Consider the following 22,785-nt stretch of genomic DNA (forward strand, 5'->3'; position numbering starts at 1 on the left):
AGTCTAGGTCAGATCCGTCTCGTCGACCCCAATCGCCGACGTGCCACGACGCCCTCCCGCTCCCGCCGGAGGGCAGTGCGACGCCTCGCCGCTACGCGCGACGACCGGAGCACTCGGACGTGCGCAGGTAGAGCGTGACCGCCCGGCCGTCGAACGTCTGGGCCGCGGACGGCGTGTAGCAGGAGTCCAGCAGGGACGAGGCGCCCGGGACCACGTTGGCCAGGGTGTTGGCCGGATCGATCGCGGAGAAGAACGCCGGCCCCAGCGCCTCGACGATGCAGTCCGGCGGGTTCGCCTCCAGCTCGCGCACCAGGATCCTGCCGTACTCCGCCTGGTGCGCGGTGGGGTTGATCATCCAGGTCGAGTTCACGTAGCGGCTTGCCGGGACCCAGTCGTAGGAGAGGTAGAGCTCCGACGCCCAGCCCCAGGTGAGCACCCGGCTGCCGGCCGGGCAGTCCGTCGCGAGCGGCGTCGCGTCCAGGTCCACCTCGTTCGCGAAGGACAGTCCGCCCCCGGTCAGGGCGCGACGACCCTGTCCGGCCAGGTCGCTGATGTTGCCCGGGACGACGGCCACCATGAGCATCAGCACGATCGTGGACGCGACGGCGAAGTACGTGCCCTCGATCCACCGCGGGTGGGCCGGGGTCTGGCCGGGTGCGACCAGCCTCGCGGCCACGCAGCTGGCCAGGAGGCAGCCGGCGTACAAGAAGTTGGCGTAGTGCGGGAACAGCGGGTAGATCGGGAGCAGGCACGTGACCGCGGCAGCCAGGGGTAGCAGGAACGCCGCGAGTGCCAGGGCACGAAGCAGGCGCGACCGGACCTCGGACAGCCCCGACATGGCGAGCAGGCCCCCCAGCGTCCACGCCGCGGCGAAGGGGAACGCCGTCGCGAAGCCGGCGACACCCTGGAGCCGCTCCGGGAGCGCCGGAGCGACGATTCCCTCACGAGCCTCGCGGTGAGCGGTGTAGTCCCACATGTAGGTGAGTGGCTCGCGTGCGAAGTCGTCCAGGGTGCCGCCCAGCTGCATGAGGAGCAGGAAGACGATCGTGGGCGTGGCGAAGGCCGCGACGGCCAGCGCCGCCGACCGCACGACGGAACGGAGTACGGCGCCCGACGACGTGTCACTCGCCGCCTGCTGTCTCTCGACGCAGGCCACGAAGATGCACGCGCCCACGAGGGCCACGGCCACCGGCCCGCTCTGGGGCTTGCCCCACATGGCGAGCCCGGCTACGAGGCTGCCGGCGACCAGGCGCCACTGGCCGAGGGGTCGGCTCGGCCCGAGCATCACCAGGGCGGCGACGCAGAGGATCACGACCGGCAGCGACTCGCTCGTCATCGAGAGGTAGTCGCTCGTGCTGGGCTGGTAGCCGAGCAGCAGCACGGCAGTGGTCGGGAGCACGAGGAAGGCGGCGCGGAGACCGCCGATCCGGCGCATCATCAGGAACCACCCCGTCGCGCCGAGCATCACGTAGGAGATGCCTCCGATGACGTGCGCCGTGACGACGGTCAGCGGCACGCCGACCCGGTCGAGCACGCCGAGCGTGAAGGGCCAGAGGAAGAGGTGGGTGCTGCTCGTGTAGCCGCTGTACGGGAAGAGGTCCTGGGCAGCACCTCGTCCTTCCGCCATCAGCTCGGCCTCGTCGGGGTTGAACAGCTGGGTGGTCCACAGCTGGTTGCCGCGCACGACCACGAGCAGCAGTGACAGGAGTCCGAAGGCCACCACGAACTGGAGCCACGGGCGGGTCGGGAGGCCGATGCGTCGGCGCGATCCGGCGGGCGCACGGGACGGTTCGGCCTCGGTGTCCTCACTCTGTGCCTGCACGCGCCGAGATCTGGAGAGCGGGCTCATTCGGTGCATGATGCAGCATCACCGCGTGCGGACCGTCGCCGAGAGCGGTCCGTCTGCTCAGGTACCCTCGCCGCGTGTCGCACGCGTCGGAGGACCCACCCCCGGTGGCGACCCACACGGTCTCCGTCGTCATCCCGGTCTACCAGGGCGAGAAGACGCTCGAGGTCCTCGTCCAGGAGCTGCTGGCGTTGGGCCACGACGCCCGGACGCCGGGCGGCCATCGGTTCGAGGTCAGCGAGGTGCTCCTCGTCTTCGACCACGGGCCGGACGGCTCGGCCGAGGTGATCCGCCGGCTGGCCGAGGAGCAGTCCGTGGTGCGCCCGATCTGGCTGAGCCGCAACTTCGGCCAGCACGCGGCGACGCTGGCCGGCATGGCGTCCTCCGGTGGCGACTGGATCGTCACCATGGACGAGGACGGTCAGCACGACCCGGCCGACCTGCCGCGCATGCTCGACGTCGCCATGGCCGAGCACGCCCCCCTCGTGTACGCCGAGCCGACCAACCCGCCGCCGCACGGCCCGGTCCGCAACGCCGCCTCGAAGGCTGCCAAGTGGCTGTTCGTCCGGGTGCTGTCCAGTGGCCAGGTCCCGTCGTTCGAGAGCTATCGACTCGTCCTCGGCGAGCTCGGGCGCAGCGTCGCCGCCTACGCCGGCTCCGGTGTCTACCTGGACGTCGCGATCGGGTGGGTCGCCGACCGGTCGGCTCGGTGTCCGGTGCGGCTCCGCCAGGAAGGACGGGCCTCCGGGTACTCCTTCCGGCGTCTCCTGTCGCACTTCTGGCGGCTGGTCCTCTCGTCGGGCACCCGCACGCTCCGGCTGGTCAGCGTGACCGGCGTGGTCTTCGCCGTGCTCGGCTTCGTGCTGGCGGCGTACTACACGTTGACGCGGCTGACCACGGACCAGGTCGTCCAGGGGTGGACGTCCACGATGGTCGCCGTGCTCGTGGGCACCGGCATGGTGCTCTTCGCCCTCGGGGTGATCGCCGAGTACGTCGGCGTGGCCGTCAGCATGGCGATGGGCAAGCCGCCGTACCTGATCGCCACCGACCCGGAACGCGGGCCGCTCGGACGCAGACTGAACGACGCACCGCTCCGCGACAGCCGGCGATGATCTCCTGGGTGGTCGGGGCGGGCGGGCTGCTGGGCGGCTGCGTCGCCCGGGCGCTCGAGCGCGACTCCCCTCTGTGGGCGCCGGCCGCGCCGATCGCGTGGTCGGACCCCGGCCAGGCCGTGGACCAGCTCCGTGGCGGGGCGCAGGAGCTCCTCGCGGTCGCGGGCGACCGGCCCTGGCAGGTCGCCTGGTGTGCGGGGGCCGGGGTCACGGCCTCGGGTCGCGACCACCTTGATCGGGAGCTCCAGTACCTCGACGCCCTCCTGGACGGACTGCGGGGCCCGCGGCCGGGCACGTTCTTCCTCGCCTCCTCGGCCGGGGCGCTGTACGCCGGCGCCCAGGCGCCGCCCTTCGACGAGCACACGCCCGTCGCGCCGATCTCGGAGTACGGCTGGGTGAAGGTCGAGATGGAGTCGCGGACCCGCACCTGGGCGGCGGAGACCGGTGGCCGGGTCGTGGTCGGGCGGATCGCCAACCTCTACGGACCGGGCCAGGGGCTGGAGAAGCCGCAGGGCCTGATCTCGCAGATCATCCGGGCGCACCTGCTCCGCACGCCGATCTCGATCTACGTCCCCCTCGACACGATGCGCGACTACCTCTACGCACCGGACTGCGGCGAGCTGGTGCGCGACGTGCTGCGACGCCTGCACGAGGAAGACCTGCCCGCAGGGACGGTGGTGACCAAGATCCTGGCCTCGCACCAGCACCTGACGGTGGGCCGGATCCTGGCCGAGCTGCGCCGCATGTTCAAGCGCAGCCCGCAGGTCGTCCTGGGCTCGTCGCCGCAGGCCGCCCTCCAGGCGCGCGACCTGAGGCTGCGGTCGCGGGTGTGGCCCGAGCTGGACCGGCGCCAGCTCACGCCTCTGGGGGTCGGCGCCCTGGCCACCACCGCGCACCTGCGGGCCGTCCAGCGCGCCGGGCGCCTCTGACGAGGCTCGGACCCCGCGTCGGTAGCGTGGGGCGGTGCCCGACGCGCCCCCCCACCAGCAGGCTCCGCCCGTGCAGCGGCTGCGGATCCGCTACGCCAAGCGCGGCCGGCTGCGGTTCACCAGCCACCGCGACTTCAGCCGCGCCTTCGAGCGGGCGGTGTTCCGGGCCCGCATCCCGATGGCGTACTCCTCGGGCTTCAACCCCCACCCGCGCATCTCCTACGCCGGCGCCGCGCCGACCGGGGCGGCGAGCGAGGCCGAGTACTTGGAGATCGCGCTGGCCCAGGTCATCGACGCCGACGACGTACGCCGTGCCCTCGACGAGGCCCTCCCCGACGGGCTCGACGTGCTCGAGGTCGTCGAGGCGGCACCCGGGGCGCTCGCGGACCGGTTGGTCGCGAGCCGCTGGCTGCTCGTCGTCGACGCGCCTCCCGCCGACACGCAGGCGGCGGTGACCGACTTTCTCGCCGTCGACGCGGTCCCCGTGGAGCGGATGACGAAGAAGGGGATGCGCACCTTCGACTGTCGGGCCGCCGTCGTGGCGCTCACCGCGCGGGAACGGGAGCAGGGCGGCACCGAGCTGGACCTGACGCTGCGCCACACCGTCCCGGCCGTCCGTCCCGACGACGTGCTCACCGGTCTCGGCGAGGTCGCGGGCCTCCGGCCGGACACGCCGCCGCTGGTCACGCGGCTGCGCCAGGGACCCCTCGACGAGGCGACCGGCGAGGTCGGGGACCCGCTCGGATAGTCCATGAATGGCCGGAGGGTGGTCCGGCTGTGCGATACTGGCCGCGGCCGACCCGGGCTCCTGCAGCCGGATCGACCCGACGACGTTCTCGCCGGACCCGCCGCTGCTCGACGGGGTCGGCACACCGGGAACCGTTCGTCGCCAGACCGCGACGCGGCCGTGGGGAGCGGGTGACAGGCGCTCCTCGAGTGACGGCCCGGCGACCGCGGCAGGTGAACGGCCGGACTCCCGTGACGCACACCGCGGAGGGTGTCGCCGCCGTACCAGACTTTGCTCCGCCGCCCTGAGGATGCGGGTGGTGGGGCCATACACGACCCGGAGCGGTGCGCCGCACCGGGCGGAGGAGAGCACCACATGCTCGACAGCGACGACACCCCCACCGTCGACGAAGCCGCTCAGGCCGTCTCGTCGACCGACGAGCCCGCCGAGAAGCCGAAGAAGGCCGCCAAGAGGGCGCCGGCGAAGAAGGCCGCGGCCAAGAAGACCGCCGCCAAGAAGACCGCGGCGAAGAAGGCCACCGCCACGGCGACCGTGGAGCCCAGCGTGGAGCCCAGCGCCGAACCCAGCGCCGAGCCCGCCGCGGACGAGGCTCCGGCCAAGCCGAAGCGCACGCGCAAGAAGGCCGTCGCGACCCCGGTCGACGAGGCCCCCGCCGGGGACGCCCCGGCAGGCGAGGAGTCGGCGCCCGGCGCCGTCCCGCTCTTCCAGGTGCCCGAGGCCAAGCCCGCGCGCCGCAGCCGCAAGAAGGCCGCCGCCGCGCCGCCCGCCGACGAGGAGACCCCAGCCGAGGAGGCGCCCGCAGCCGAGCCCGGTGAGTCAGTCGAGTCAGCCGACGACGGTGGCGACGAGGGCACCGCGGGGCGCCGGCGTCGTCGCCGTGGCGGCCGCCGCCGCCGCAAGTCCACCGACTCCGCCGAGGGTGGCGACGACGAGCAGACCGACGGCGAGCCCGAGGCCGACCAATCCGACGAGAGCGCCGAGTCGGCGGGGGACAGCACCACCTCGCGTCGCCGTCGTCGCCGCCGCCGTGCCGGCGACGACTCGGGCGACGGCACCCCGGACGACCCGCAGAACACCGTCACCCGCGTACGCCGCGGCCGCAGCGCCGAGGACGAGATCACCGCGGTCTCCGGCTCCACCCGCCTGGAGGCCAAGAAGCAGCGGCGCCGTGAGGGCCGCGAGGCCGGCCGCCGCCGCGCGCCGATCGTCAGCGAGGCGGAGTTCCTCGCCCGCCGCGAGTCGGTCGAGCGGGTCATGGTGGTCCGCCAGCGCGAGGACCTCACCCAGATCGGCGTGCTCGAGGACAAGGTCCTCGTCGAGCACTACGTCGCCCGCGAGTCGCAGACCTCGCTGATCGGCAACGTGTACCTCGGCCGCGTGCAGAACGTCCTGCCCTCCATGGAGGCGGCGTTCGTCGACATCGGCAAGGGCCGCAACGCCGTGCTGTACGCCGGCGAGGTCAACTGGTCCGCGCTCGGGCACCCCGAGGGCCAGCCGCGCAAGATCGAGTCGGTGCTCAGCTCCGGTCAGCAGATCCTGGTGCAGGTCACCAAGGACCCGATCGGCCACAAGGGCGCCCGCCTCACCAGCCAGGTCAGCCTGGCGGGCCGCTTCCTGGTGTACGTGCCGGACGGCACCACCTCCGGCATCTCCCGCAAGCTGCCCGACACCGAGCGCAACCGCCTCAAGACACTGCTCAAGGAGATCGTCCCCGACACCGCGGGCGTCATCGTCCGCACCGCCGCCGAGGGCGCCAGCGAGGACGAGCTGACCCGTGACGTGGAGCGGCTCAAGGCCCGCTGGGAGGACATCGAGAAGAAGGCCAAGGGCAGTGCCCCACAGCTGCTGTACGGCGAGCCGGACCTGACCCTCAAGGTGGTCCGGGACCTGTTCACCGAGGACTTCACCAAGCTCGTCATCGAGGGCGACGACGCCTGGGAGACCGTGCAGGGCTACGTCCAGCACGTCGCCCCGGACCTCGAGGACCGGCTCGAGCGCTACCGCCCCGACGAGCACGACGGGCGCGACGTGTTCGCGGCGTACCGCCTCGACGAGCAGATCCACAAGGGCCTGGACCGCAAGGTGTGGCTGCCCTCCGGTGGCTCGCTGATCATCGACCGCACCGAGGCGATGACCGTCGTCGACGTGAACACCGGCAAGTTCACCGGCTCCGGGGGCAACCTCGAGGAGACCGTCACCAAGAACAACCTGGAGGCGGCCGAGGAGATCGTCCGCCAGCTCCGGCTGCGCGACATCGGCGGCATCATCGTCGTCGACTTCATCGACATGGTGCTGGAGTCCAACCGCGACCTGGTGCTGCGCCGGCTGGTGGAGTGCCTGGGTCGCGACCGCACGCGTCACCAGGTCGCCGAGGTGACCTCGCTCGGTCTGGTGCAGATGACCCGCAAGCGGATCGGCACCGGCCTGCTGGAGTCCTTCAGCCACGAGTGCGAGCACTGCCACGGACGCGGTCTCATCGTCGAGGACGCACCGGTCGAGCCGCGCCGCGTCGAGGACGACGGCGCCCGCCGCGGCCGTCGTGGCCGTGGTCGCGGTGGTGAGCAGCAGGGCAGCGGCAACGGGAACGGCCGCTCGTCGGCACCCTCGCCGAGGGACGTCGCCGCGATGGCCAAGCACCACGAGCACCCCGACGACTCCGGCGACGAGCACGACGAGCAGGACGACGAGCAGGGCGACCAGCCCTGGCCGTCCGACGTCGAGTCGGCCGAGGCCGAGGTGGAGGCCACCGAGGTGGAGGTCGTGGCCGCCGAGGCGCCCGACGTGGAGGTCCCCGAGGTCGAGGCCGAGGAGCCCGAGGACGAGCCGGACGACGAGCCGGAGGACGAGCAGCCGCCCGCGCCTCCCGTCGCCCCGGAGCCGCCCAAGGTCGTCACCCGGACCCGCCGCCGGGCCGCCAGCCGACCCGCCGGCCCGCCGGTCGTGACCGTGGCCGAGCCCGAGGACACCCCCGGCGCCGTCCTGGTCGCCGACGCTCCCACCGTCGACGACGCCGACGCCCGGGACCACGACGAGCACGCCGCCCCCCCGCTGCACGTCCCGATCAAGAAGCGGGGCTCGCGCAAGCGCTGACCTGCGGGGCTGACCTGGCGGTTGTCGTTTTGCACGGCGTCGGGCCGGTCCGTACGATGGACCCTCGGTGCGTTGACGCGTGCCCACGCCGCGTGCGCGCCGTTCGCGCTGGCTCGCGGCCCACCCCAGATCAGTTGTGACAGATCAGTAAGTGACGAAGGAGACCGCGGTGTACGCGATCGTGCGCGCAGGCGCCAAGCAGCAGAAGGTTGCCGTCGGCGACGTCATCGAGATCGACAAGGTCACGACCGCTGTCGGCGACACGCTGACCCTGCCCGTCGTGATGGTCGTGGACGGCGAGAAGGTCACCGCCACCGGCCTGGACAAGGCGGGCGTGACGGTCGAGGTCCTCGGCGCCACCAAGGGTCCCAAGATCATCATCCAGAAGTACAAGAACAAGACCGGCTACAAGAAGCGCCAGGGTCACCGCCAGAAGTACACCCAGGTCAAGGTCACCGACATCTCCGTCTGAGCCCCGTTCGTCCGTTCCGGGCTCCCAGCACATCAAGGACTGATCCTCATGGCACACAAGAAGGGTGCGGCCTCCACCAAGAACGGTCGCGACTCCAACAGCCAGCGCCTCGGCGTCAAGCGCTTCGGCGGCCAGGTCGTCAACGCCGGCGAGATCATCGTCCGCCAGCGGGGCACCCACTTCCACCCAGGCACCGGTGTGGGCCGTGGCGGTGACGACACCCTGTTCGCGCTGGTCGACGGTGCGGTCGAGTTCGGCACCCGCCGCGGTCGCCGGGTGATCAACATCGTCCCGGGTGAGTGACGACGCTCGTCACCTCCTGACTCTCGAAGGGCGTCCCGTTCCGGGGCGCCCTTCGTCTTTTCCCATCCTCGACAAGCCCGGCTCCACAAGCTCGATCGGCGGTACCTGACCATGGCAGTCCCCACCTTCGTCGACCGCGTGACGCTGCACGTCAGCGCCGGGCGCGGCGGCAACGGCGTGGCCTCGGTGCACCGCGAGAAGTTCAAGCCCCTGGGTGGCCCCGACGGCGGCAACGGCGGGCCCGGCGGCTCGGTCATCCTGCGCGTCGACCCGGACGTGACCACGCTCCTGGAGTACCACCACAGCCCGCGTCGCAAGGCCGACAACGGGGCCCAGGGTGCGGGCGGCCACCGCAACGGCGCCCACGGGGAGGACCTGGTGCTGCCGGTCCCGGACGGCACGGTCGTCCACGACGCTCGCACCGGTGAGGTGCTCGCCGACATGGTCGGGCCCGGCACCGAGCTCGTCGTCGCCCAGGGCGGTCGGGGCGGCCTCGGCAACGCGGCCCTCGCGAGCAGCAAGCGCAAGGCGCCCGGGTTCGCCCTCCTCGGCGAGCGGGGGACCGAGCTGCAGATCCGCCTCGAGCTCAAGGTGGTGGCCGACATCGGGCTGGTCGGGTTCCCGAGCGCCGGCAAGTCCAGCCTGATCGCCGCGATCTCCCGGGCCCGCCCCAAGATCGCCGACTACCCCTTCACCACGCTGGTGCCGAACCTCGGCGTGGTCACGGCCGGCGACACGACGTTCACCGTCGCCGACGTGCCCGGTCTCATCGAGGGCGCCAGCGAGGGTCGCGGCCTCGGCCACGACTTCCTGCGCCACGTCGAGCGCTGCGCGGCCATCGTGCACGTCATCGACACCGCCACCCTCGAGCCCGGCCGCAACCCGGTCGAGGACCTCGACGTCATCGAGAACGAGCTGTCCCGGTACGGCGGCCTCGACGACCGCCCCCGCCTGGTCGCGCTCAACAAGGTCGACGTCCCCGACGGGTCCGACATCGCCGACATGGTCGTCGACGACCTGCACGAGCGCGGCCTCCAGGTCTTCAAGGTGTCCGCCGCCAGCGGCGCCGGCCTGCGGGAGCTCACCTTCGCCATGGCCGAGATCGTGCGGGCGGCCCGGGCCGCGCGGCCGGTGGTCGAGGCCCAGCGGATCGTGATCCGGCCGGCGTCGGCCGACGGAGCGGACGACTTCTCGGTGACGGCCACCGACCAGGGCTGGCAGGTGCGCGGCGAGAAGCCCGAGCGCTGGGTGCGCCAGACCGACTTCGCCAACGACGAGGCCGTGGGCTTCCTCGCCGACCGCCTCAACCGGCTCGGGGTGGAGAAGCGGCTGGTCGAGTCGGGGGCCCAGGAGGGCGACACCGTCCTCATCGGCCACCCGGACGACGCCGTCGTCTTCGACTTCAAGCCCAGCATCGAGGCCGGCGCCGAGATCCTCGGCCGCCGCGGCGAGGACCAGCGCTTCGAGGAGAAGCGGCCGGCCGCGCGACGCCGCCGCGAGATCGACGAGGCGATGCCGGAGCGTGGCGAGGCCGAGGCCCGCGCCGACGTCGCGCGCCGGCTCGACGAGAAGCGCAAGACACACACCGGCCCGATGTCGTACGTGATCGGGTCGAAGGACGACCCCGACCGGGTGGACGAGGACGACTGATGAGGGCCGCGGTCCGCGACGCCCGTCGCGTCGTGGTGAAGGTCGGCTCCTCCTCCCTGACCAGCGCCGCCGGTGGCATCGACCCGGCGCGGCTGGCCGCCCTGGTGGACGTCCTCGCCGCTGCACGCCGCGCGGGCCGCGAGGTCGTGCTCGTCTCGTCCGGCGCCATCGCCGCGGGCCTGGCGCCGCTGGGGCTCAAGCGCCGGCCACGCGCCCTGCCCGCCCAGCAGGCTGCGGCATCCGTGGGCCAGGGGCTGCTCGTGCACCGCTACACCGAGGAGCTGGCGCGCCACGGCGTGGTCGCCGGCCAGGTGCTGCTGACCGTGGACGACGTCACGCGGCGCTCCCACTACCGCAACGCCCACCAGACCTTCGCCAAGCTGCTCGAGCTGGGCGTGCTGCCCATCGTCAACGAGAACGACACGGTCGCCACGACCGAGATCCGGTTCGGCGACAACGACCGGCTGGCCGCGCTGGTCGCCCACCTCGTGCACGCCGACCTGCTGGTGCTGCTCAGCGACGTGGACGGCCTGTACGACGGCAACCCGGCCACCGGCCCCGCCACCCTCCTGGGTGACGTGCGGTCGGCGGAGGACCTCGACACCGTTCGCGTCGGCTCCACCGGCTCGGCCGGTCTCGGTTCCGGTGGCATGGTGACCAAGGTCGAGTCGGCCCGCATCGCGACCGGCGCCGGCATCCCCGTGGTGCTGACCTCGGCGGGCAACGCCGCGGCTGCCCTCGCGGGTGAGCCGGTCGGCACGCTCTTCCACTCCACCGGCCGGCGCCGGCCCACCCGCCTGCTCTGGCTGGCGCACGCCACGGACCCGCGCGGGCGCCTGGTGCTCGACGCGGGCGCGGTCCGCGCGGTCGTGGAGCGGCGTGCCTCGCTGCTCGCCGCCGGCGTCACGGGTGTCGACGGCACCTTCGCGGCCGGCGACCCGGTCGACCTGGCCGGCCCGGACGGCGTCGCGGTGGCCCGCGGCCTGGTGAACTTCGACTCGGCCGAGCTGCCGGCGCTGCTCGGCCGCTCGTCGCACGAGCTCAAGCGCGAGCTCGGGGCGGCGTACGAACGCGAGGTCGTGCACCGCGACGACCTCGTGCTGCTCTGATTGAATCGCGGCATGGACCGCGAGCCTCTCTCCTTCACTCCCGAGGAGGAGGCCGAGGAGCGGGCGTTCATCCGCAAGTACGGCGACCTGGCGCCGTTCGACCCGTGGCAGGTCGCGGAGTTCATGGCCGGCTTCCCGCGTCCGTGGTGGATCGTCGGGGGCTGGTCGATCGAGGCCTTCACCTTCGACCGCGGCGCGGGCGCGCCACGGCAGCACGAGGACGTCGACCTCACCATCCTCGCGTGCGACGTGCCGGCCTTCCGGGCGCACGTGGACGAGGAGGAGTGGCACCTCTGGAGCAACTACAGCGGCCAGCTCCGGCCCCTGGACGACCACTACCCCGAGCCGCACACGCCCGACAGCCAGATCTGGGTGCGTCGCAGCGCCCACGACCCCTGGGTCATCGACCTGCCGATCACGCCGGACCGGGACGGCCTCTGGACGAACAAGCGGATCCCCGACCACGTGGCACCGCTCGACGACGTGACCTGGGTGGCCGCCGACGGCATCCGGTACGTGAACCCCGAGATTGCGCTGCTCTACAAGGCGGGCAACGGCCGGCGCAAGGACGACCGCGACCTCGCTCGCTGCCTGCCCTTGCTGGGGACGGACGCCCGTAGCTGGCTGCGCGACAGCGTCGCCCGCCTGTATCCCGAGCACGCCTGGCTCGCTCAGCTGTCCTGAGGAACCGTCCCTCGCCCGGTTCCGTCTCATCGGCAACCTGATTGTCGTCCCGGGAGGACCCCTGATGAACCGAGCCCTGGCCCCTGCCGTCGTGCCCGCCCTTCTCCTGGGCGCGCTCGCCACGCTTTCCGGCTGCGGCTCTGCCACGGGCTCGCGCGCCGCCGACGCCGGGGCCACTGACCCCAACGGAGCCCCGACGTCGGCGACCGCGTCCCCGACGGTCGCCGCGACCACCGCCGCCCCCGAGCCCACCTGGCCCGCGACCGGCTGCGAGTCGCACGTGATGTCCAGCATCGACTACGCCCGCGCCCCCAAGGGCTGGAAGACGCCCGAGGAGGCTGTCGCCCACGCCGCCGACAGCGGCATCCCGTCCGGCGCGGTCGTGGTCGCCCCCGCCGGTCCCGGTGACCCGATCACGGCATGGGTCGTCGACGACTCCGGTGCCACCATCCTGGCCACCGTGACCTTCGCCTCCAGCGGGTCGGGTCTGTACGTCGACTCGGTGGAGCGCTGCGCCTGAGCCGGGGATCGGCCCGCGGACCGCGGGTTCACCGCGGGCCGACGGCGCGCCGTACGCTTGCGAGTGCGATGAACGACGTGACGGGTGGTGAGCCGGGGACCGGGGGATCCGGGGAGCCGGTGTACCTCGACCACGCGGCGACCACTCCGATGCTGCCCGTGGCGATCGAGGCGATGACCCGTCACCTGGGCGAGACCGGGAACCCGAGCTCGCTGCACGCCAGCGGCCGACGGGCGCGGCGGGTCGTCGAGGAGGCGCGGGAGACGATCGCGCTGGCGCTCGACTGCCGGCCCGGCGACGTGGTGTTCACCTCCGGCGGCACCGAGGCGGACAACCTGGCGCTCAAGGGCACCTACTGGGCGCGGCGCGACACGGACCCGCGGCGCGTGCGGATCCTGTCGACCGCGGTGGAGCACCACGCCGTGCTGGACCCGTTGATGTGGCTGGCCGAGGAGGAGGGCGCCGAGGTCGAGCTGCTGCCGGTCGACGCCCAGGGCCGGCTGGTCGTCGAGGCGCTGCGCGAGAGCATCGAGCGCGACCCGGAGAGCGTCGCGCTGGTGTCGGTGATGTGGGCCAACAACGAGGTGGGCACGCTCCAGCCGATCGCCGACGTCGTCGCCCTGGCGACACCCCACGGCATCCCGGTGCACAGCGACGCGGTGCAGGCGCTCGGTTCGGTGCCGGTGGACTTCGCGGCCAGCGGCCTGGACCTGATGACGATCACCGGTCACAAGGTGGGCGGGCCGTACGGCGTGGGGGCGCTGGTCGTCCGCCGCGAGCTCGAGGTCACCGCGCTGCTGCACGGCGGCGGCCAGGAGCGCGACATCCGCAGCGGCACCCTCGACGCCCCGGCGGTCGCCGGGTTCGCCGCAGCGGTCGAGGCCGCGGTGAAGACGCAGGCCGAGCACGCCGAGCGGCTGGCCGTCCTGCGCGACAGGGTCGTGGCCGAGGTCCAGCGGGTGGTGCCGGACGCCATCGCCAACGGCCACCCCACCGACCGGCTGCCGGGCAACGCGCACCTGCGGTTCCCGGGCTGCGCCGGCGACTCGTTGCTGATGCTGCTGGACGCTCGCGACATCGAGTGCTCGACCGGGTCGGCCTGCTCGGCGGGCGTGGCCCAGCCCTCGCACGTGCTGATGGCGATGGGCATGGACGAGGAGGACGCGCTCAGCTCGCTGCGCTTCTCCCTCGGGCACACCAGCACCGACGCCGACGTCGATGCGCTCGCCGCGGCCATCGGCCCGTGCGTCGACCGGGCCCGGGCGTCGAGAAACCCCGTCGTCCGATGAGGGTCGTCGCCGCCATGTCCGGCGGCGTCGACTCCGCCGTCGCCGCCGCCCGCGCCCACGAGGCGGGGCACGACGTCACCGGCATCCACCTGGCCCTGTCGCGCAACCCCGCGTCGTACCGCTCCGGCGCCCGCGGCTGCTGCACCCTCGAGGACTCCCACGACGCGCGCCGCGCGGCCGACGTCATCGGGATCCCGTTCTACGTCTGGGACCTGAGCGAACGGTTCCACGCGGACGTGGTCGAGGACTTCATGGACGAGTACGCCGCCGGGCGGACCCCCAACCCGTGCCTGCGCTGCAACGAGAAGATCAAGTTCGCCGCGGTGCTGGACCGGGCGATCGGCCTCGGCTTCGACGCGGTGGCCACCGGACACTACGCCCGGCTGCAGGGCGGCGCGGACGGCACCGTCGAGCTGCACCGGGCCGAGGACGCGGGCAAGGACCAGTCCTACGTGCTCGGCGTGCTCACCCAGGACCAGCTCCGGCACTCGCTGTTCCCGCTGGGGGACACCCCGAAGCCGGAGGTACGCCGCGAGGCCGACCGCCGCGGGCTTCGCGTCGCCGACAAGCCGGACTCCCACGACATCTGCTTCGTCGCCGACGGCGACAACGCCGGCTGGCTGCGCGAGAAGCTCGGCGACAGGGCGCCCAACCACGGTGGCGAGATCGTCGACGATGCGACCGGCGAGGTGCTCGGCCACCACGGCGGCACCTACGGGTTCACGATCGGGCAGCGCAAGGGCCTGCGGATCGGACGGCCGGCACCCGACGGGAAGCCGCGTTTCGTGCTGGACATCGAGCCGGTCAGCGGCACGGTCCGCGTCGGACCTCGCGACGCGCTGACCGTGGACCACCTGGAGGCCGACCACGGGCGCTGGTGCGGCTCGGCGCCGGACCGCCTCGAGGGCACCGTCCAGCTGCGCGCCCACGGCGCCGAGCACCGGGCCGTCGTGACAACCAGCCACGGCGGCGACCGGGTGAGCGTCGACCTGCTCGAGCCCGCGCAGGGGATCGCCCCCGGCCAGGCGGCGGTCGTGTACGACGGCAGCCGCGTGGTCGGCTCGGCCACCATCACGGCGACCTCGCGCACGCGGGTCCCCGCGTGACCCTCGCGACCGGCGTCGGCTCCCTCCCCGGGACCGACATCGCCGAGGCGGTGCGTCTGGTGGTCGGCGAGCTGCCCGACCTCCCGCACCTGCCCGAGCTGCCCGAGCGCGGCGCGACCGCGACCATGACCGCGCGGGCGCTGGCCCTGGTCGACCTCCCCTCCGACCTCCAGCCGGCCGGCTGGCGGCTCACCGGCCCCGGGGGAGGCACCGGCGTCGACCAGCGCCGGGCCCGCAGCCTGCTCGCCCAGGACCTCGACCAGCTCGAGGAGCAGCTCGACGGCTACCAGGGCCACCTCAAGGTGCAGGTGGCCGGCCCCTGGACGCTGGCGGCCACGGTCGAGCGACCACGCGGCGACAAGGTGCTCGCCGACCACGGCGCCCGTCGCGACCTGGCGCAGGCGCTGGCCGAGGGCGTCCGTACCCACGTCGCGGACGTGCGCCGCCGGGTCACCGGCGCCGGTCCGGTCGTCCTCCAGGTCGACGAGCCCGCTCTGGCCGCGGTGATGAACGCCCAGGTGCCGACCGCGTCCGGCTTCGGCCGGCACCGGACGGTGCACCCGCCCGAGCTGTCCCAGCACCTGGAGTGGGTCTTCGAGGCGGCCGTCGAGTCGGGAGCGGAGCCCTGGGTGCACGCCTGCGCGCCCGGGACGCCGTGGGCCCTGCTCCGCGGTGCCGGTGCCCGGGGCCTGTCGGTCGACTTCTCCGTCCTCGCGGCCGAGGACCGCGACGTCCTCGGTGAGGCGCTCGAGGCCGGCGACGGCGTCGCGCTGGGCGTCGTACCCTCCCTCGGCCCGGCTCAGCCGCCCACGGACCGCGTGCTCACCGACCAGGTGCTCGCGTGGCTCGACATGCTCGGCCTGGACCCCGAGGTGGCGTCCCGGCGGCTGCTCGTGACGCCCGCCTGCGGGCTGGCCGGCGCCACCCCGGACTGGGCCCGCCGCGCTCTCGCGCTCTCTCGCGAGATCGCGCAGCACCTCTCCTGACCCCGCTGTCGAGGAGGTCTCGACGAGCTCGACCACCGATGTCACGAGACCGAGCGAGAGGTCGGCGGTCGCGTCACCGGGTCTCGTGACAGGCGCTGGCGCGCCTTCCTCGACCGGCGGGTGGCAGAGCGGGGAGCCAGGAGGGCCCGGTCACGTCCGTCGGCAGACACGTGGCCGGGCCCTCGAGCCCCACACGGGGTTGAACGAGACGGCTGCTAGGGCGTCACGCCCGGCGCCTGCCAGAAGCGGACCCAGTCCACCGACATGGCCTGCGGCAGGTTCTGCTCGCCCTTCAGCTTCTTCAGCTCGTAGTCGGAGCTCAGCAGGCTGAGGATCGGGTACTGCGCCACGCCGGAGATGCCGGTCGTGATGCGGTTGGTCTCGCGACCGTCGATACGGAAGACGTAGGCCGTCGGCGACCACTCCACGGAGAACACGTGGTAGCGCTTGGACCAGCCGTCCTTCTTCTCGGTCAGGAAGCGCTCGGGCTTCTTGATCCAACCGCCGATCTTCTGCGGCACGCCGGACGGCGTCGGGTTGTAGATGAAGCTGGTGAGGCCGCCGTTCTTCACGCCGTCGCCGAAGTACTCGATCACGTCGATCTCGGCGCCGCCGGTGAGGGCGTCGGGTGCGCCGTAGATCGGGTCCTCGGGCTGCATCCACAGCGAGGCGTGCTGGCCCTGGCGCGCCTGGAACTTGATGCGCGCCGCCACGACGCCGTACTTGAGGAACGCGTGCCCCTGCGTCGAGACGTGGCCGTTGAGGCGGTAGTCGAAGTTGCCGATGAAGGTCCCGTCGGCCTTGTACGCCGGGCAGGAGGCGGGCGGCAGCGCGGTGTCGCGGATGACCATCAGCTTGAGGGTGCCCTGCGACACGCGGGTCGCGGCGGGGGAGCCCTTCGAACAGTTGCGCATCGACTGCGGCTCGTACTCCTGCTTGCGGTGCACCCAGTTCGCGCTCAGCGTCGTGCCGGTGAACTGGTCGGTGAAGGTGGCCGGACCCCACGTGGAGGTGCCCACGGCGCGGCTGGTCACCGAGCCGAGGCCGTCGCCCTTCGGGGCGACGGCGCGGTAGGTGATCGGGGCGGTGGCGGTGCCGGCGGGTGCGGCGAACTCGACCTTGCCGCTGCGGTCCTGCACGCCGGTGGCGACCTTGACCCACTTGCTGCCGGACTGGCGCTGGAGCTCGACGGCGCGGCCGCGCTTCGCGGGGCTGAAGGTGGCGACGACCGCGGCCAGCGCCTTGTCGGCGTTCGCGGTCTTGGGGCCGGGCTGCACGATGCCGGGCAGGATGACGATGCTGGCCTGCTGGGCCTGGGCTGCCTGGGAGTTCTGGCTGAGGGTGGCCACGGCGGCGCTGGCGGTCAGCGCCACGAGAGCGGCGCTCAGGGGCCGCCGAAGCGTGGGTCGTACCGGCACGGGGGGTCCTCCAGGTCGTTGCGGGGGGTTGGGTCGACCGTCGGAGCAGAGCTCCTACCCAGATCGGGAGTGTGGCACGGCTCGAGCACGCTGGTGAGCGGATCCTGGCAACTGGGCGGTGGACCAGTCCACCCGTCCCCCAGGGCCACCTGGGGTACCCGTGGCCACCCTCTCGGACGCTCCGAGGCCCGGTCACCCACAGCGGGTGACCGGGCCTCGGCGGTGGTGCGTGGGACCGCCCCTGTCAGACGATCAGGGAACGGGCGTCGGCGTGACCGGCGTGGTGGGGATGTGCGCCGGGTCCTGCCAGGTGTGGATCCAGTCGACGCTCATCGTCTGGGGCAGGTTCTTCTCGTCGCCCAGCTTCTTCAGCTCGTAGTCGGAGCTGAGCAGGCTGAGGATCGGGTACTCCGCGACGGCGGAGACGCCCTTGTTGATGCGGCCGGTCTCCATGCCGTCGATGCGGAAGATGTAGCCCTGCGGGTTCCACTCGACCGAGAACACGTGGTAGCGCTTGTACCAGTCGTCCTTCTCGCTGGTGAGGTACTGCTCGGGGTTCTTGATGAACCCGCTGTTGCCGCCGAGGGCGAACTTGTCGCCCAGGTAGCTCGGCGCGTAGATGAAGCTGGTCAGGCCGCCACCGGGGGTGTCCTTGCCGAACCACTCGATGATGTCGATCTCGGTGCCCGCGGTGACCGGGTTGCGCGAGCCGTCGCCGGCCGCCGGCTGCATCCACAGCGAGGCGTGCTGGCCCTGGAGCGGCTGGAACTTGATGCGCGCGGCCGTCACGCCGTAGGTGATGGAGGTCTTGGCGCCGATATTGGCGTTCAGCCGCCACTTGAACTTGCCGAAGATCTTCTTCGGGTTGTTGGGCTTCGGCGGCTTGCACAGCGTCTTGCGGCTCTTGTCGACGATCACGCTCAGCTTGGCGATGCCGCCGCCGACCTTGACGGCCTTCGGGTCGCCCTTGGCGCACGTGCGCCGGGACTCCGGCTGGTACTCCGTGCCGCGCTGCTCCCAGTAGGCGCTGTTGAGGCGGCTGCCGGCGAAGTTGTCGACGAAGTCGAGCGGGGTGCCCCACGCGTCGGTGGTGACCGCGGTGCTCGCGGCGCCGGGGCCGTCGATCCGGTAGCTGACGCCCTTGGTGCCGGGGACGCCGAAGACGACCTCGCCGTTCTTGCCGATCTCGGTCTTGTCGACCGTCTTCCAGGTCGTGCCGGAGAGGCGCTGGAGGACGGCCTTCTTGCCGGCCTTCGCGGCGCCGTACTTGCCGACCACGGCCCACTTGGCGGCCGCGGCGTTCTGGGTCCCGCTGCCGGGGCCGATGGCGCCCGGGACGATCGAGATCGTCACGGCGGCCCGGCGCTGGAGCGCGGGGATGTCGGCCGCGGAGGAGGCTCCGGAGGTGGCGCCGAGGGCGGCGGCCAGACCGGCGGTCGCCACGGAGAGCGACGCCACCGCGGCGATCTTCTTGCGGTTGGACAGCATGTGGACTTCCTTCACTCGGGGTGTTGGACGTTCAGATGGACCTGTTGACGCGTGCGTCGGGACACTGGTCCCGAGGGCTCGGGCGGCCGAAAGCCACCCTGGAGCCATGTGCGGGCGACGCCCGGATGCGGCAGTCTCTCACACCGGTCACCGGGGTCCGGGATCCCGGTGACCGTTGAGTCAGGAGGCCTGCCAGAACCTCAGCCAGTCGACGCTCATCGTCTGCGGGAGGTTCTTCTCCCCGCCGAGGTGCTCGAGCTCGTAGTCGGAGCTGAGCAGGCTCAGGATCGGGAACTCCGGCTGGCGCGAGATGCCCTCGGAGGTGCGGAACGTCTCCTGCCCGTCGATGCGGAAGACGTACTCCGTCGGGGTCCACTCGACCGAGAACACGTGGTAGTCGTCGAACCAGCTGTCGTCCTTGCCGGCGAGGTACTGGTCGGGGTCGGGCAGCTGGCCGCCGACCTTCTCCGCCCCGTCCGTGGTCAGCTTGTAGATGAAGCTGGCCAGGCCGCCGTTCTTCACGCCGTCCCCGAAGTACTCGATGACGTCGATCTCGGAGCCGCCCTTGGCGGAGTCGGTGGTGCTCTCGGAGATGGCGGGCAGCATCCACAGCGAGCCGTGCTGTCCCTGCCTCTCCTGGAACTTGATGCGCGCCGCCAGCACGCCGTACTTGAAGAACTTGTTGTTGGTCATCAGCTGGGCGTTGAGGCGGTAGGAGAACTTCCCGTTCGGCTTCCCGCCGGTCTCGGCCGGGTTGCACACGTCGCCCTTGCGGTCGGGGTCGGCCAGCACGCTCAGGCCGAGGACGCCGTCGGAGACGTCGACCGCGTCGCTGGAGGGCATCGAGCAGGCGCGGCGGCCCTCGGGGTTGTACGCGCCCTCGCCGCGGGTCAGCCACTGGTCCGAGAGCTCGTCGCCGTCGAACTCGTCGACGAACGTGGGGGCTCCCCACTCGTCGCCGGCGACGGTCTCGCTGGTGGCGCCGCCGCCGGTGACCCGGTACGTCGTGCCGGCACCGGAGCCGGCCGGGAGGTCGAAGGCGACATGACCGGCCTCGTCCTGCTCGGCGGTCCCGACCTTCTTCCAGGACCCGCCCTCCTGCGACTCGAGGGTCGCCTCGGCGCCCTTGTCAGCGGGGTCGAACGTCGCCGCCACGACGCCGGACGCCTCCTCGGAGGACGCGGGGTCCGCACCCGGTTGGGCGATGCCCGGAAGCACCTTCACCTCGATGGTGGCGTCGCTGCCGCGGAAGAACTGGAGGTACGCGAACGCCCCGCCGGCGACGAACACCAGCACGAGGATCGGCACGAGGATCGGGATGGTCAGCTTGGCTGCTCGGGACAACAGTCAACTTCCCTCTCTGATGACCGCCGCCTCGGTCAGGGTCAGGACTTCATCGGGAGGGGCCGACGGCGAAGAAGCCTGTCCCGGGAAAGCCCAGCGAGTGTGGCACAGGGCCCCCGGGGCGGAACAAACCCACCCCGAGGGCCCTGCTGCTCACCGCTGGTCGAGGAGGGCGTCCTGGCGCCCGTCACGAGACCCGGTGACGGATCCGCCGGTCTCAGCCGACGTGCACACCCTCCGGGCCGTCGGTGGCCAGCTCCTCGTGCTTGACGTCGAGGAAGGCCCAGACGACCGCGGATCCCGCGAGCATCAGGAAGACCCCGACCAGGAAGGCCGCCGTGGCTCCCTCGGTGAAGGCGCCCAGGTACGAGACCCGGCCGACCAGCTCCTGCACCGACCCGACGCCGAAGCCGTCCATCAGCTGCTGGAGGACACCCGGGTCGGCGTTCTGGAGACCCTGGCCGATGGCCGGCGCGGTCTCCTCGATGCGCGCGGTCGTGTAGTGGCTGGCCACCGTGCTCAGGATCGCGAGCCCGAGGGCGCCGCCGACCTGCTGCATGGTGTTCAGCACACCGGAGCCGATGCCCGAGTCCTCCGACCGCACGTGGTGCACCGCGGTCAGCGTCAGCGGCACGAACACCGCGCCCATGCCGAGCGCCATCAGCACCACGAACGGGAAGACGTGCGTCCAGTAGCCCACGTCGGCACCGAGGTGCTGACCGCTCAGGACCGCCTGGAGGACGCTGCTCTCGCTGTCCGGGACGCTCAGCCGGGAGAACCCGAACAGCGCGATCGCGGCGACGAGCGTGCCGGTGCCGGCGATGTAGCGCGCGTCGATGCGGTTGACCAGGCTGGACACGATCGTCGCGCTGACGATGATGCCGACGCTGAACGGCAGGAACGCCACGCCGGTCTTCAGCGGGCTGTAGCCCATGACGTTCTGGATGAACAGGCTCAGGAAGAAGAACATCGAGAACATCGCGGCCGGCAGCAGGGCCATCGCCGCGAAGCTCGCGGCCCGCGTGCGGTTGGCGAAGATCCGGAACGGGAGCAGCGGGTGCTCCACCCGGGACTCGACGGCCACGAACAGGGCCAGCAGGACGGCGCCGGCCACCAGGCTGGTGATCGTCCAGGGGTCGCCCCAGCCGTACGACGGGTTGCCGGCGTGGGTGAGGCCGAAGACGATCGCGAGCAGGCCGCCGGTCCCGGTGATGGCACCGGGCACGTCCAGCTGACCCGGGTGGGTCTCGGACTCGGGCAGGAAGCGCGGGGCCAGGAGAGCGGTCACGATGCCGATGGGGACGTTGATCAGGAACGTCATCCGCCACCCGTGGACGTCGGCGCCGAAGATGCTGAAGTCCGAGCCGGTCAGCCAGCCACCGAGGATCAGGCCGACGGCCGCGCCGGCGCCCGACATGGCGGCGTACACGGCGAACGCGCGGTTGCGGGCCGGGCCGGCCGGGAACGTCGTGGTGATCAGCGCCAGCGCCGCCGGGGAGGCCAGCGCCGCGCCGAGGCCCTGGAGGCCACGGGCGCCGAGCAGCAGCGTCTCGTTCTGCGCCAGCCCACCGAGCATGGAGGCGACGGCGAACACGACCAGGCCGATCATGAAGATGCGGCGACGGCCGTACAGGTCGGCGAGCCGGCCGCCGAGCAGCAGCAGGCCACCGAAGACCAGCGTGTAGCCGGTGATGATCCACGTCAGGTTGATGCCGCTGATGTCGAGGTCCTTGCCGATGAACGGCAGGGCGATGTTGGCGATGGTGGCGTCGAGCACCACCATCAGCTGGGCCACGGTGATCAGGACCAGGGCGAGGCCCAGGTGCCGCGCGCGGCCGTTTTCTGGCGCGTCGACAGCGGCCTCGGAGAGGCCGTCGCCGACGACGGTGTCGTCGGACATGAAAGGTTTCCTCAGTTCTCTATCTGGTGTGGGTCCTTGAGAGCCGCGGGCAGGATGATCTGGTCGACCACGCGGCGGATGAGCTCCTGGTCGGGCGGGAGCCCCATCAGGAAGAGTCGGTGCAGGCAGATGCCCGCGAGCGCGGGCGCCAGCAGGTCGAGGTCGACGCCCTCCTTGAGCTCGCCACGGGCCTGGGCCCGCTCGAAGACCTCGCGGCCCCGCGCCGCCTTGGGGGCGATGACCTTCTCCCGGAAGGCGGCGGCGAACTCGGCGTCGCGGCTGATCGCGGTCAGCACGCTGGCGAACGTCGCCACGGCGCTGTGGTCGGTCAGGCCGCCGACGCCGCAGAACGTCGCCAGCAGGTCACCGCGCAGGGTGCCGGTGTCCGGCACCTCGTGCGGGCCCTTCTGTGACAGCAGGGCGTCGATGACGAGGGCGACCTTGCCGTTCCAGCGGCGGTACAGCGTGGCCTTGGACGCGCGGGCCGCGGTGGCGACGGCGTCCATGGTCAGCCGGTCGTAGCCCACCTCTTCGAGCACCTGGAGGGTGGCGTCGAAGATCTCCTGCTCGCGGTCGCCCTCGACCCGGGGGCGGCTGCCCTCGACGGTCAGGGCGGCGCCGGGGCCGGCGGGGTACGGATAGGGGAACACGGTGCTCCTGCTTCACGTCGATGAAACGAAACGGTTTCGTTTCGTCAGAACCGTACAACCACGACCCCCGATGGAACAATTCCGTTTCATCGACATCGGGTGAACCGGTCTGGACCACCTGGGTCCGACTGAACGCCGCAG

19 protein-coding genes are annotated in these 22,785 nt (G+C 72.2%); 13 read left to right on the forward strand and 6 right to left on the reverse strand.

What is annotated here, in order from left to right:
• Window positions 1–91 precede the first annotated feature (91 nt).
• The gene (locus ISU07_RS07835; RefSeq protein ID WP_194706224.1) at window positions 92–1,849 is read right to left on the reverse strand and encodes a hypothetical protein; all 1,758 of its coding nucleotides are present in this window, start codon (window positions 1,847–1,849) and stop codon (window positions 92–94) included.
• A 74-nt stretch (window positions 1,850–1,923) separates the two neighbouring features.
• On the opposite strand from ISU07_RS07835, the gene ISU07_RS07840 reads away from it, so the two are divergent.
• The 13 genes from ISU07_RS07840 to ISU07_RS07900 all read left to right on the forward strand — a co-directional run bounded on the left by ISU07_RS07840 (window position 1,924) and on the right by ISU07_RS07900 (window position 15,844).
• Window positions 1,924–2,958, forward strand: a complete 1,035-nt coding sequence (locus tag ISU07_RS07840) for a glycosyltransferase (protein WP_323742487.1) — start codon at window positions 1,924–1,926, stop codon at window positions 2,956–2,958.
• Window positions 2,955–3,887 (forward strand): NAD-dependent epimerase/dehydratase family protein, encoded by a 933-nt coding sequence (locus tag ISU07_RS07845; protein WP_194706225.1) that lies wholly within the window; start codon window positions 2,955–2,957, stop codon window positions 3,885–3,887. The genes ISU07_RS07840 and ISU07_RS07845 overlap by 4 nt, the downstream gene beginning before the upstream one ends.
• Before the next feature lie 34 nt (window positions 3,888–3,921).
• Window positions 3,922–4,635 carry a TIGR03936 family radical SAM-associated protein gene (locus ISU07_RS07850; RefSeq protein ID WP_323742488.1) on the forward strand — a complete coding sequence of 238 codons (714 nt, stop codon included), beginning with the start codon at window positions 3,922–3,924 and terminating at the stop codon, window positions 4,633–4,635.
• A 354-nt stretch (window positions 4,636–4,989) separates the two neighbouring features.
• A complete protein-coding gene (locus tag ISU07_RS07855; protein ID WP_194706226.1) occupies window positions 4,990–7,725 on the forward strand; it encodes an Rne/Rng family ribonuclease in 2,736 nt (911 codons plus the stop codon).
• A 169-nt stretch (window positions 7,726–7,894) separates the two neighbouring features.
• A complete protein-coding gene (rplU, locus tag ISU07_RS07860; RefSeq protein ID WP_194706414.1) occupies window positions 7,895–8,197 on the forward strand; it encodes a 50S ribosomal protein L21 in 303 nt (100 codons plus the stop codon).
• A 48-nt stretch (window positions 8,198–8,245) separates the two neighbouring features.
• Window positions 8,246–8,500: a 50S ribosomal protein L27 gene (gene rpmA / locus ISU07_RS07865; protein WP_194706227.1), complete on the forward strand. Its 255-nt coding sequence runs from the start codon at window positions 8,246–8,248 to the stop codon at window positions 8,498–8,500.
• 111 nt (window positions 8,501–8,611) lie between these two features.
• On the forward strand, window positions 8,612–10,150 hold the full coding sequence (gene obgE, locus ISU07_RS07870) for a GTPase ObgE (protein ID WP_194706228.1): 1,539 nt from the start codon (window positions 8,612–8,614) through the stop codon (window positions 10,148–10,150).
• On the forward strand, window positions 10,150–11,259 hold the full coding sequence (gene proB / locus ISU07_RS07875; protein WP_194706229.1) for a glutamate 5-kinase: 1,110 nt from the start codon (window positions 10,150–10,152) through the stop codon (window positions 11,257–11,259). Before obgE ends, proB begins: the two co-directional genes overlap by 1 nt.
• A 12-nt stretch (window positions 11,260–11,271) precedes the next feature.
• Window positions 11,272–11,943, forward strand: coding sequence for a hypothetical protein (locus ISU07_RS07880; RefSeq protein WP_194706230.1), 672 nt, complete (start codon window positions 11,272–11,274; stop codon window positions 11,941–11,943).
• A 64-nt stretch (window positions 11,944–12,007) separates the two neighbouring features.
• Window positions 12,008–12,463, forward strand: coding sequence for a hypothetical protein (locus ISU07_RS07885; protein ID WP_194706231.1), 456 nt, complete (start codon window positions 12,008–12,010; stop codon window positions 12,461–12,463).
• A 68-nt stretch (window positions 12,464–12,531) separates the two neighbouring features.
• On the forward strand, window positions 12,532–13,752 hold the full coding sequence (locus tag ISU07_RS07890; protein WP_194706232.1) for a cysteine desulfurase family protein: 1,221 nt from the start codon (window positions 12,532–12,534) through the stop codon (window positions 13,750–13,752).
• On the forward strand, window positions 13,749–14,858 hold the full coding sequence (gene mnmA, locus ISU07_RS07895; RefSeq protein WP_194706233.1) for a tRNA 2-thiouridine(34) synthase MnmA: 1,110 nt from the start codon (window positions 13,749–13,751) through the stop codon (window positions 14,856–14,858). The genes ISU07_RS07890 and mnmA overlap by 4 nt, the downstream gene beginning before the upstream one ends.
• Window positions 14,855–15,844: a methionine synthase gene (locus tag ISU07_RS07900; RefSeq protein WP_194706234.1), complete on the forward strand. Its 990-nt coding sequence runs from the start codon at window positions 14,855–14,857 to the stop codon at window positions 15,842–15,844. Before mnmA ends, ISU07_RS07900 begins: the two co-directional genes overlap by 4 nt.
• 215 nt (window positions 15,845–16,059) lie before the next feature.
• Here ISU07_RS07900 and ISU07_RS24730 read toward each other — a convergent pair whose 3' ends face one another.
• The 5 genes from ISU07_RS24730 to ISU07_RS07925 form a co-directional block, all read right to left on the reverse strand.
• Window positions 16,060–17,262, reverse strand: a complete 1,203-nt coding sequence (locus ISU07_RS24730; RefSeq protein WP_194706235.1) for a glycoside hydrolase family 16 protein — start codon at window positions 17,260–17,262, stop codon at window positions 16,060–16,062.
• Between the two features lie 252 nt (window positions 17,263–17,514).
• The gene (locus ISU07_RS07910; protein WP_194706236.1) at window positions 17,515–18,750 is read right to left on the reverse strand and encodes a glycoside hydrolase family 16 protein; all 1,236 of its coding nucleotides are present in this window, start codon (window positions 18,748–18,750) and stop codon (window positions 17,515–17,517) included.
• A gap of 180 nt (window positions 18,751–18,930) precedes the next feature.
• On the reverse strand, window positions 18,931–20,094 hold the full coding sequence (locus tag ISU07_RS07915; RefSeq protein ID WP_194706237.1) for a glycoside hydrolase family 16 protein: 1,164 nt from the start codon (window positions 20,092–20,094) through the stop codon (window positions 18,931–18,933).
• 217 nt (window positions 20,095–20,311) lie between these two features.
• Window positions 20,312–21,994 carry an MFS transporter gene (locus ISU07_RS07920; protein WP_194706238.1) on the reverse strand — a complete coding sequence of 561 codons (1,683 nt, stop codon included), beginning with the start codon at window positions 21,992–21,994 and terminating at the stop codon, window positions 20,312–20,314.
• An 11-nt stretch (window positions 21,995–22,005) separates the two neighbouring features.
• The gene (locus ISU07_RS07925) at window positions 22,006–22,644 is read right to left on the reverse strand and encodes a TetR/AcrR family transcriptional regulator (protein ID WP_194706239.1); all 639 of its coding nucleotides are present in this window, start codon (window positions 22,642–22,644) and stop codon (window positions 22,006–22,008) included.
• Between the last annotated feature and the right edge of the window lie 141 nt (window positions 22,645–22,785).

Origin of the sequence: Nocardioides islandensis, assembly GCF_015352455.1 — a bacterium.
GTDB lineage: Bacteria > Actinomycetota > Actinomycetes > Propionibacteriales > Nocardioidaceae > Nocardioides > Nocardioides islandensis.

What these genes read in the sequence shown, in the direction of transcription:
- ISU07_RS07910 (WP_194706236.1), bottom strand. Translation starts at nt 18,750, where the DNA reads ATGCTGTCCAACCGCAAGAAGATCGCCGCGGTGGCGTCGCTCTCCGTG.
- ISU07_RS07890 (WP_194706232.1), top strand. Translation starts at nt 12,532, where the DNA reads ATGAACGACGTGACGGGTGGTGAGCCGGGGACCGGGGGATCCGGGGAG.
- ISU07_RS07845 (WP_194706225.1), top strand. Translation starts at nt 2,955, where the DNA reads ATGATCTCCTGGGTGGTCGGGGCGGGCGGGCTGCTGGGCGGCTGCGTC.
- proB (WP_194706229.1), top strand. Translation starts at nt 10,150, where the DNA reads ATGAGGGCCGCGGTCCGCGACGCCCGTCGCGTCGTGGTGAAGGTCGGC.
- ISU07_RS07855 (WP_194706226.1), top strand. Translation starts at nt 4,990, where the DNA reads ATGCTCGACAGCGACGACACCCCCACCGTCGACGAAGCCGCTCAGGCC.
- rpmA (WP_194706227.1), top strand. Translation starts at nt 8,246, where the DNA reads ATGGCACACAAGAAGGGTGCGGCCTCCACCAAGAACGGTCGCGACTCC.
- obgE (WP_194706228.1), top strand. Translation starts at nt 8,612, where the DNA reads ATGGCAGTCCCCACCTTCGTCGACCGCGTGACGCTGCACGTCAGCGCC.
- mnmA (WP_194706233.1), top strand. Translation starts at nt 13,749, where the DNA reads ATGAGGGTCGTCGCCGCCATGTCCGGCGGCGTCGACTCCGCCGTCGCC.
- ISU07_RS07920 (WP_194706238.1), bottom strand. Translation starts at nt 21,994, where the DNA reads ATGTCCGACGACACCGTCGTCGGCGACGGCCTCTCCGAGGCCGCTGTC.
- ISU07_RS07885 (WP_194706231.1), top strand. Translation starts at nt 12,008, where the DNA reads ATGAACCGAGCCCTGGCCCCTGCCGTCGTGCCCGCCCTTCTCCTGGGC.
- ISU07_RS07880 (WP_194706230.1), top strand. Translation starts at nt 11,272, where the DNA reads ATGGACCGCGAGCCTCTCTCCTTCACTCCCGAGGAGGAGGCCGAGGAG.
- ISU07_RS07835 (WP_194706224.1), bottom strand. Translation starts at nt 1,849, where the DNA reads ATGAGCCCGCTCTCCAGATCTCGGCGCGTGCAGGCACAGAGTGAGGAC.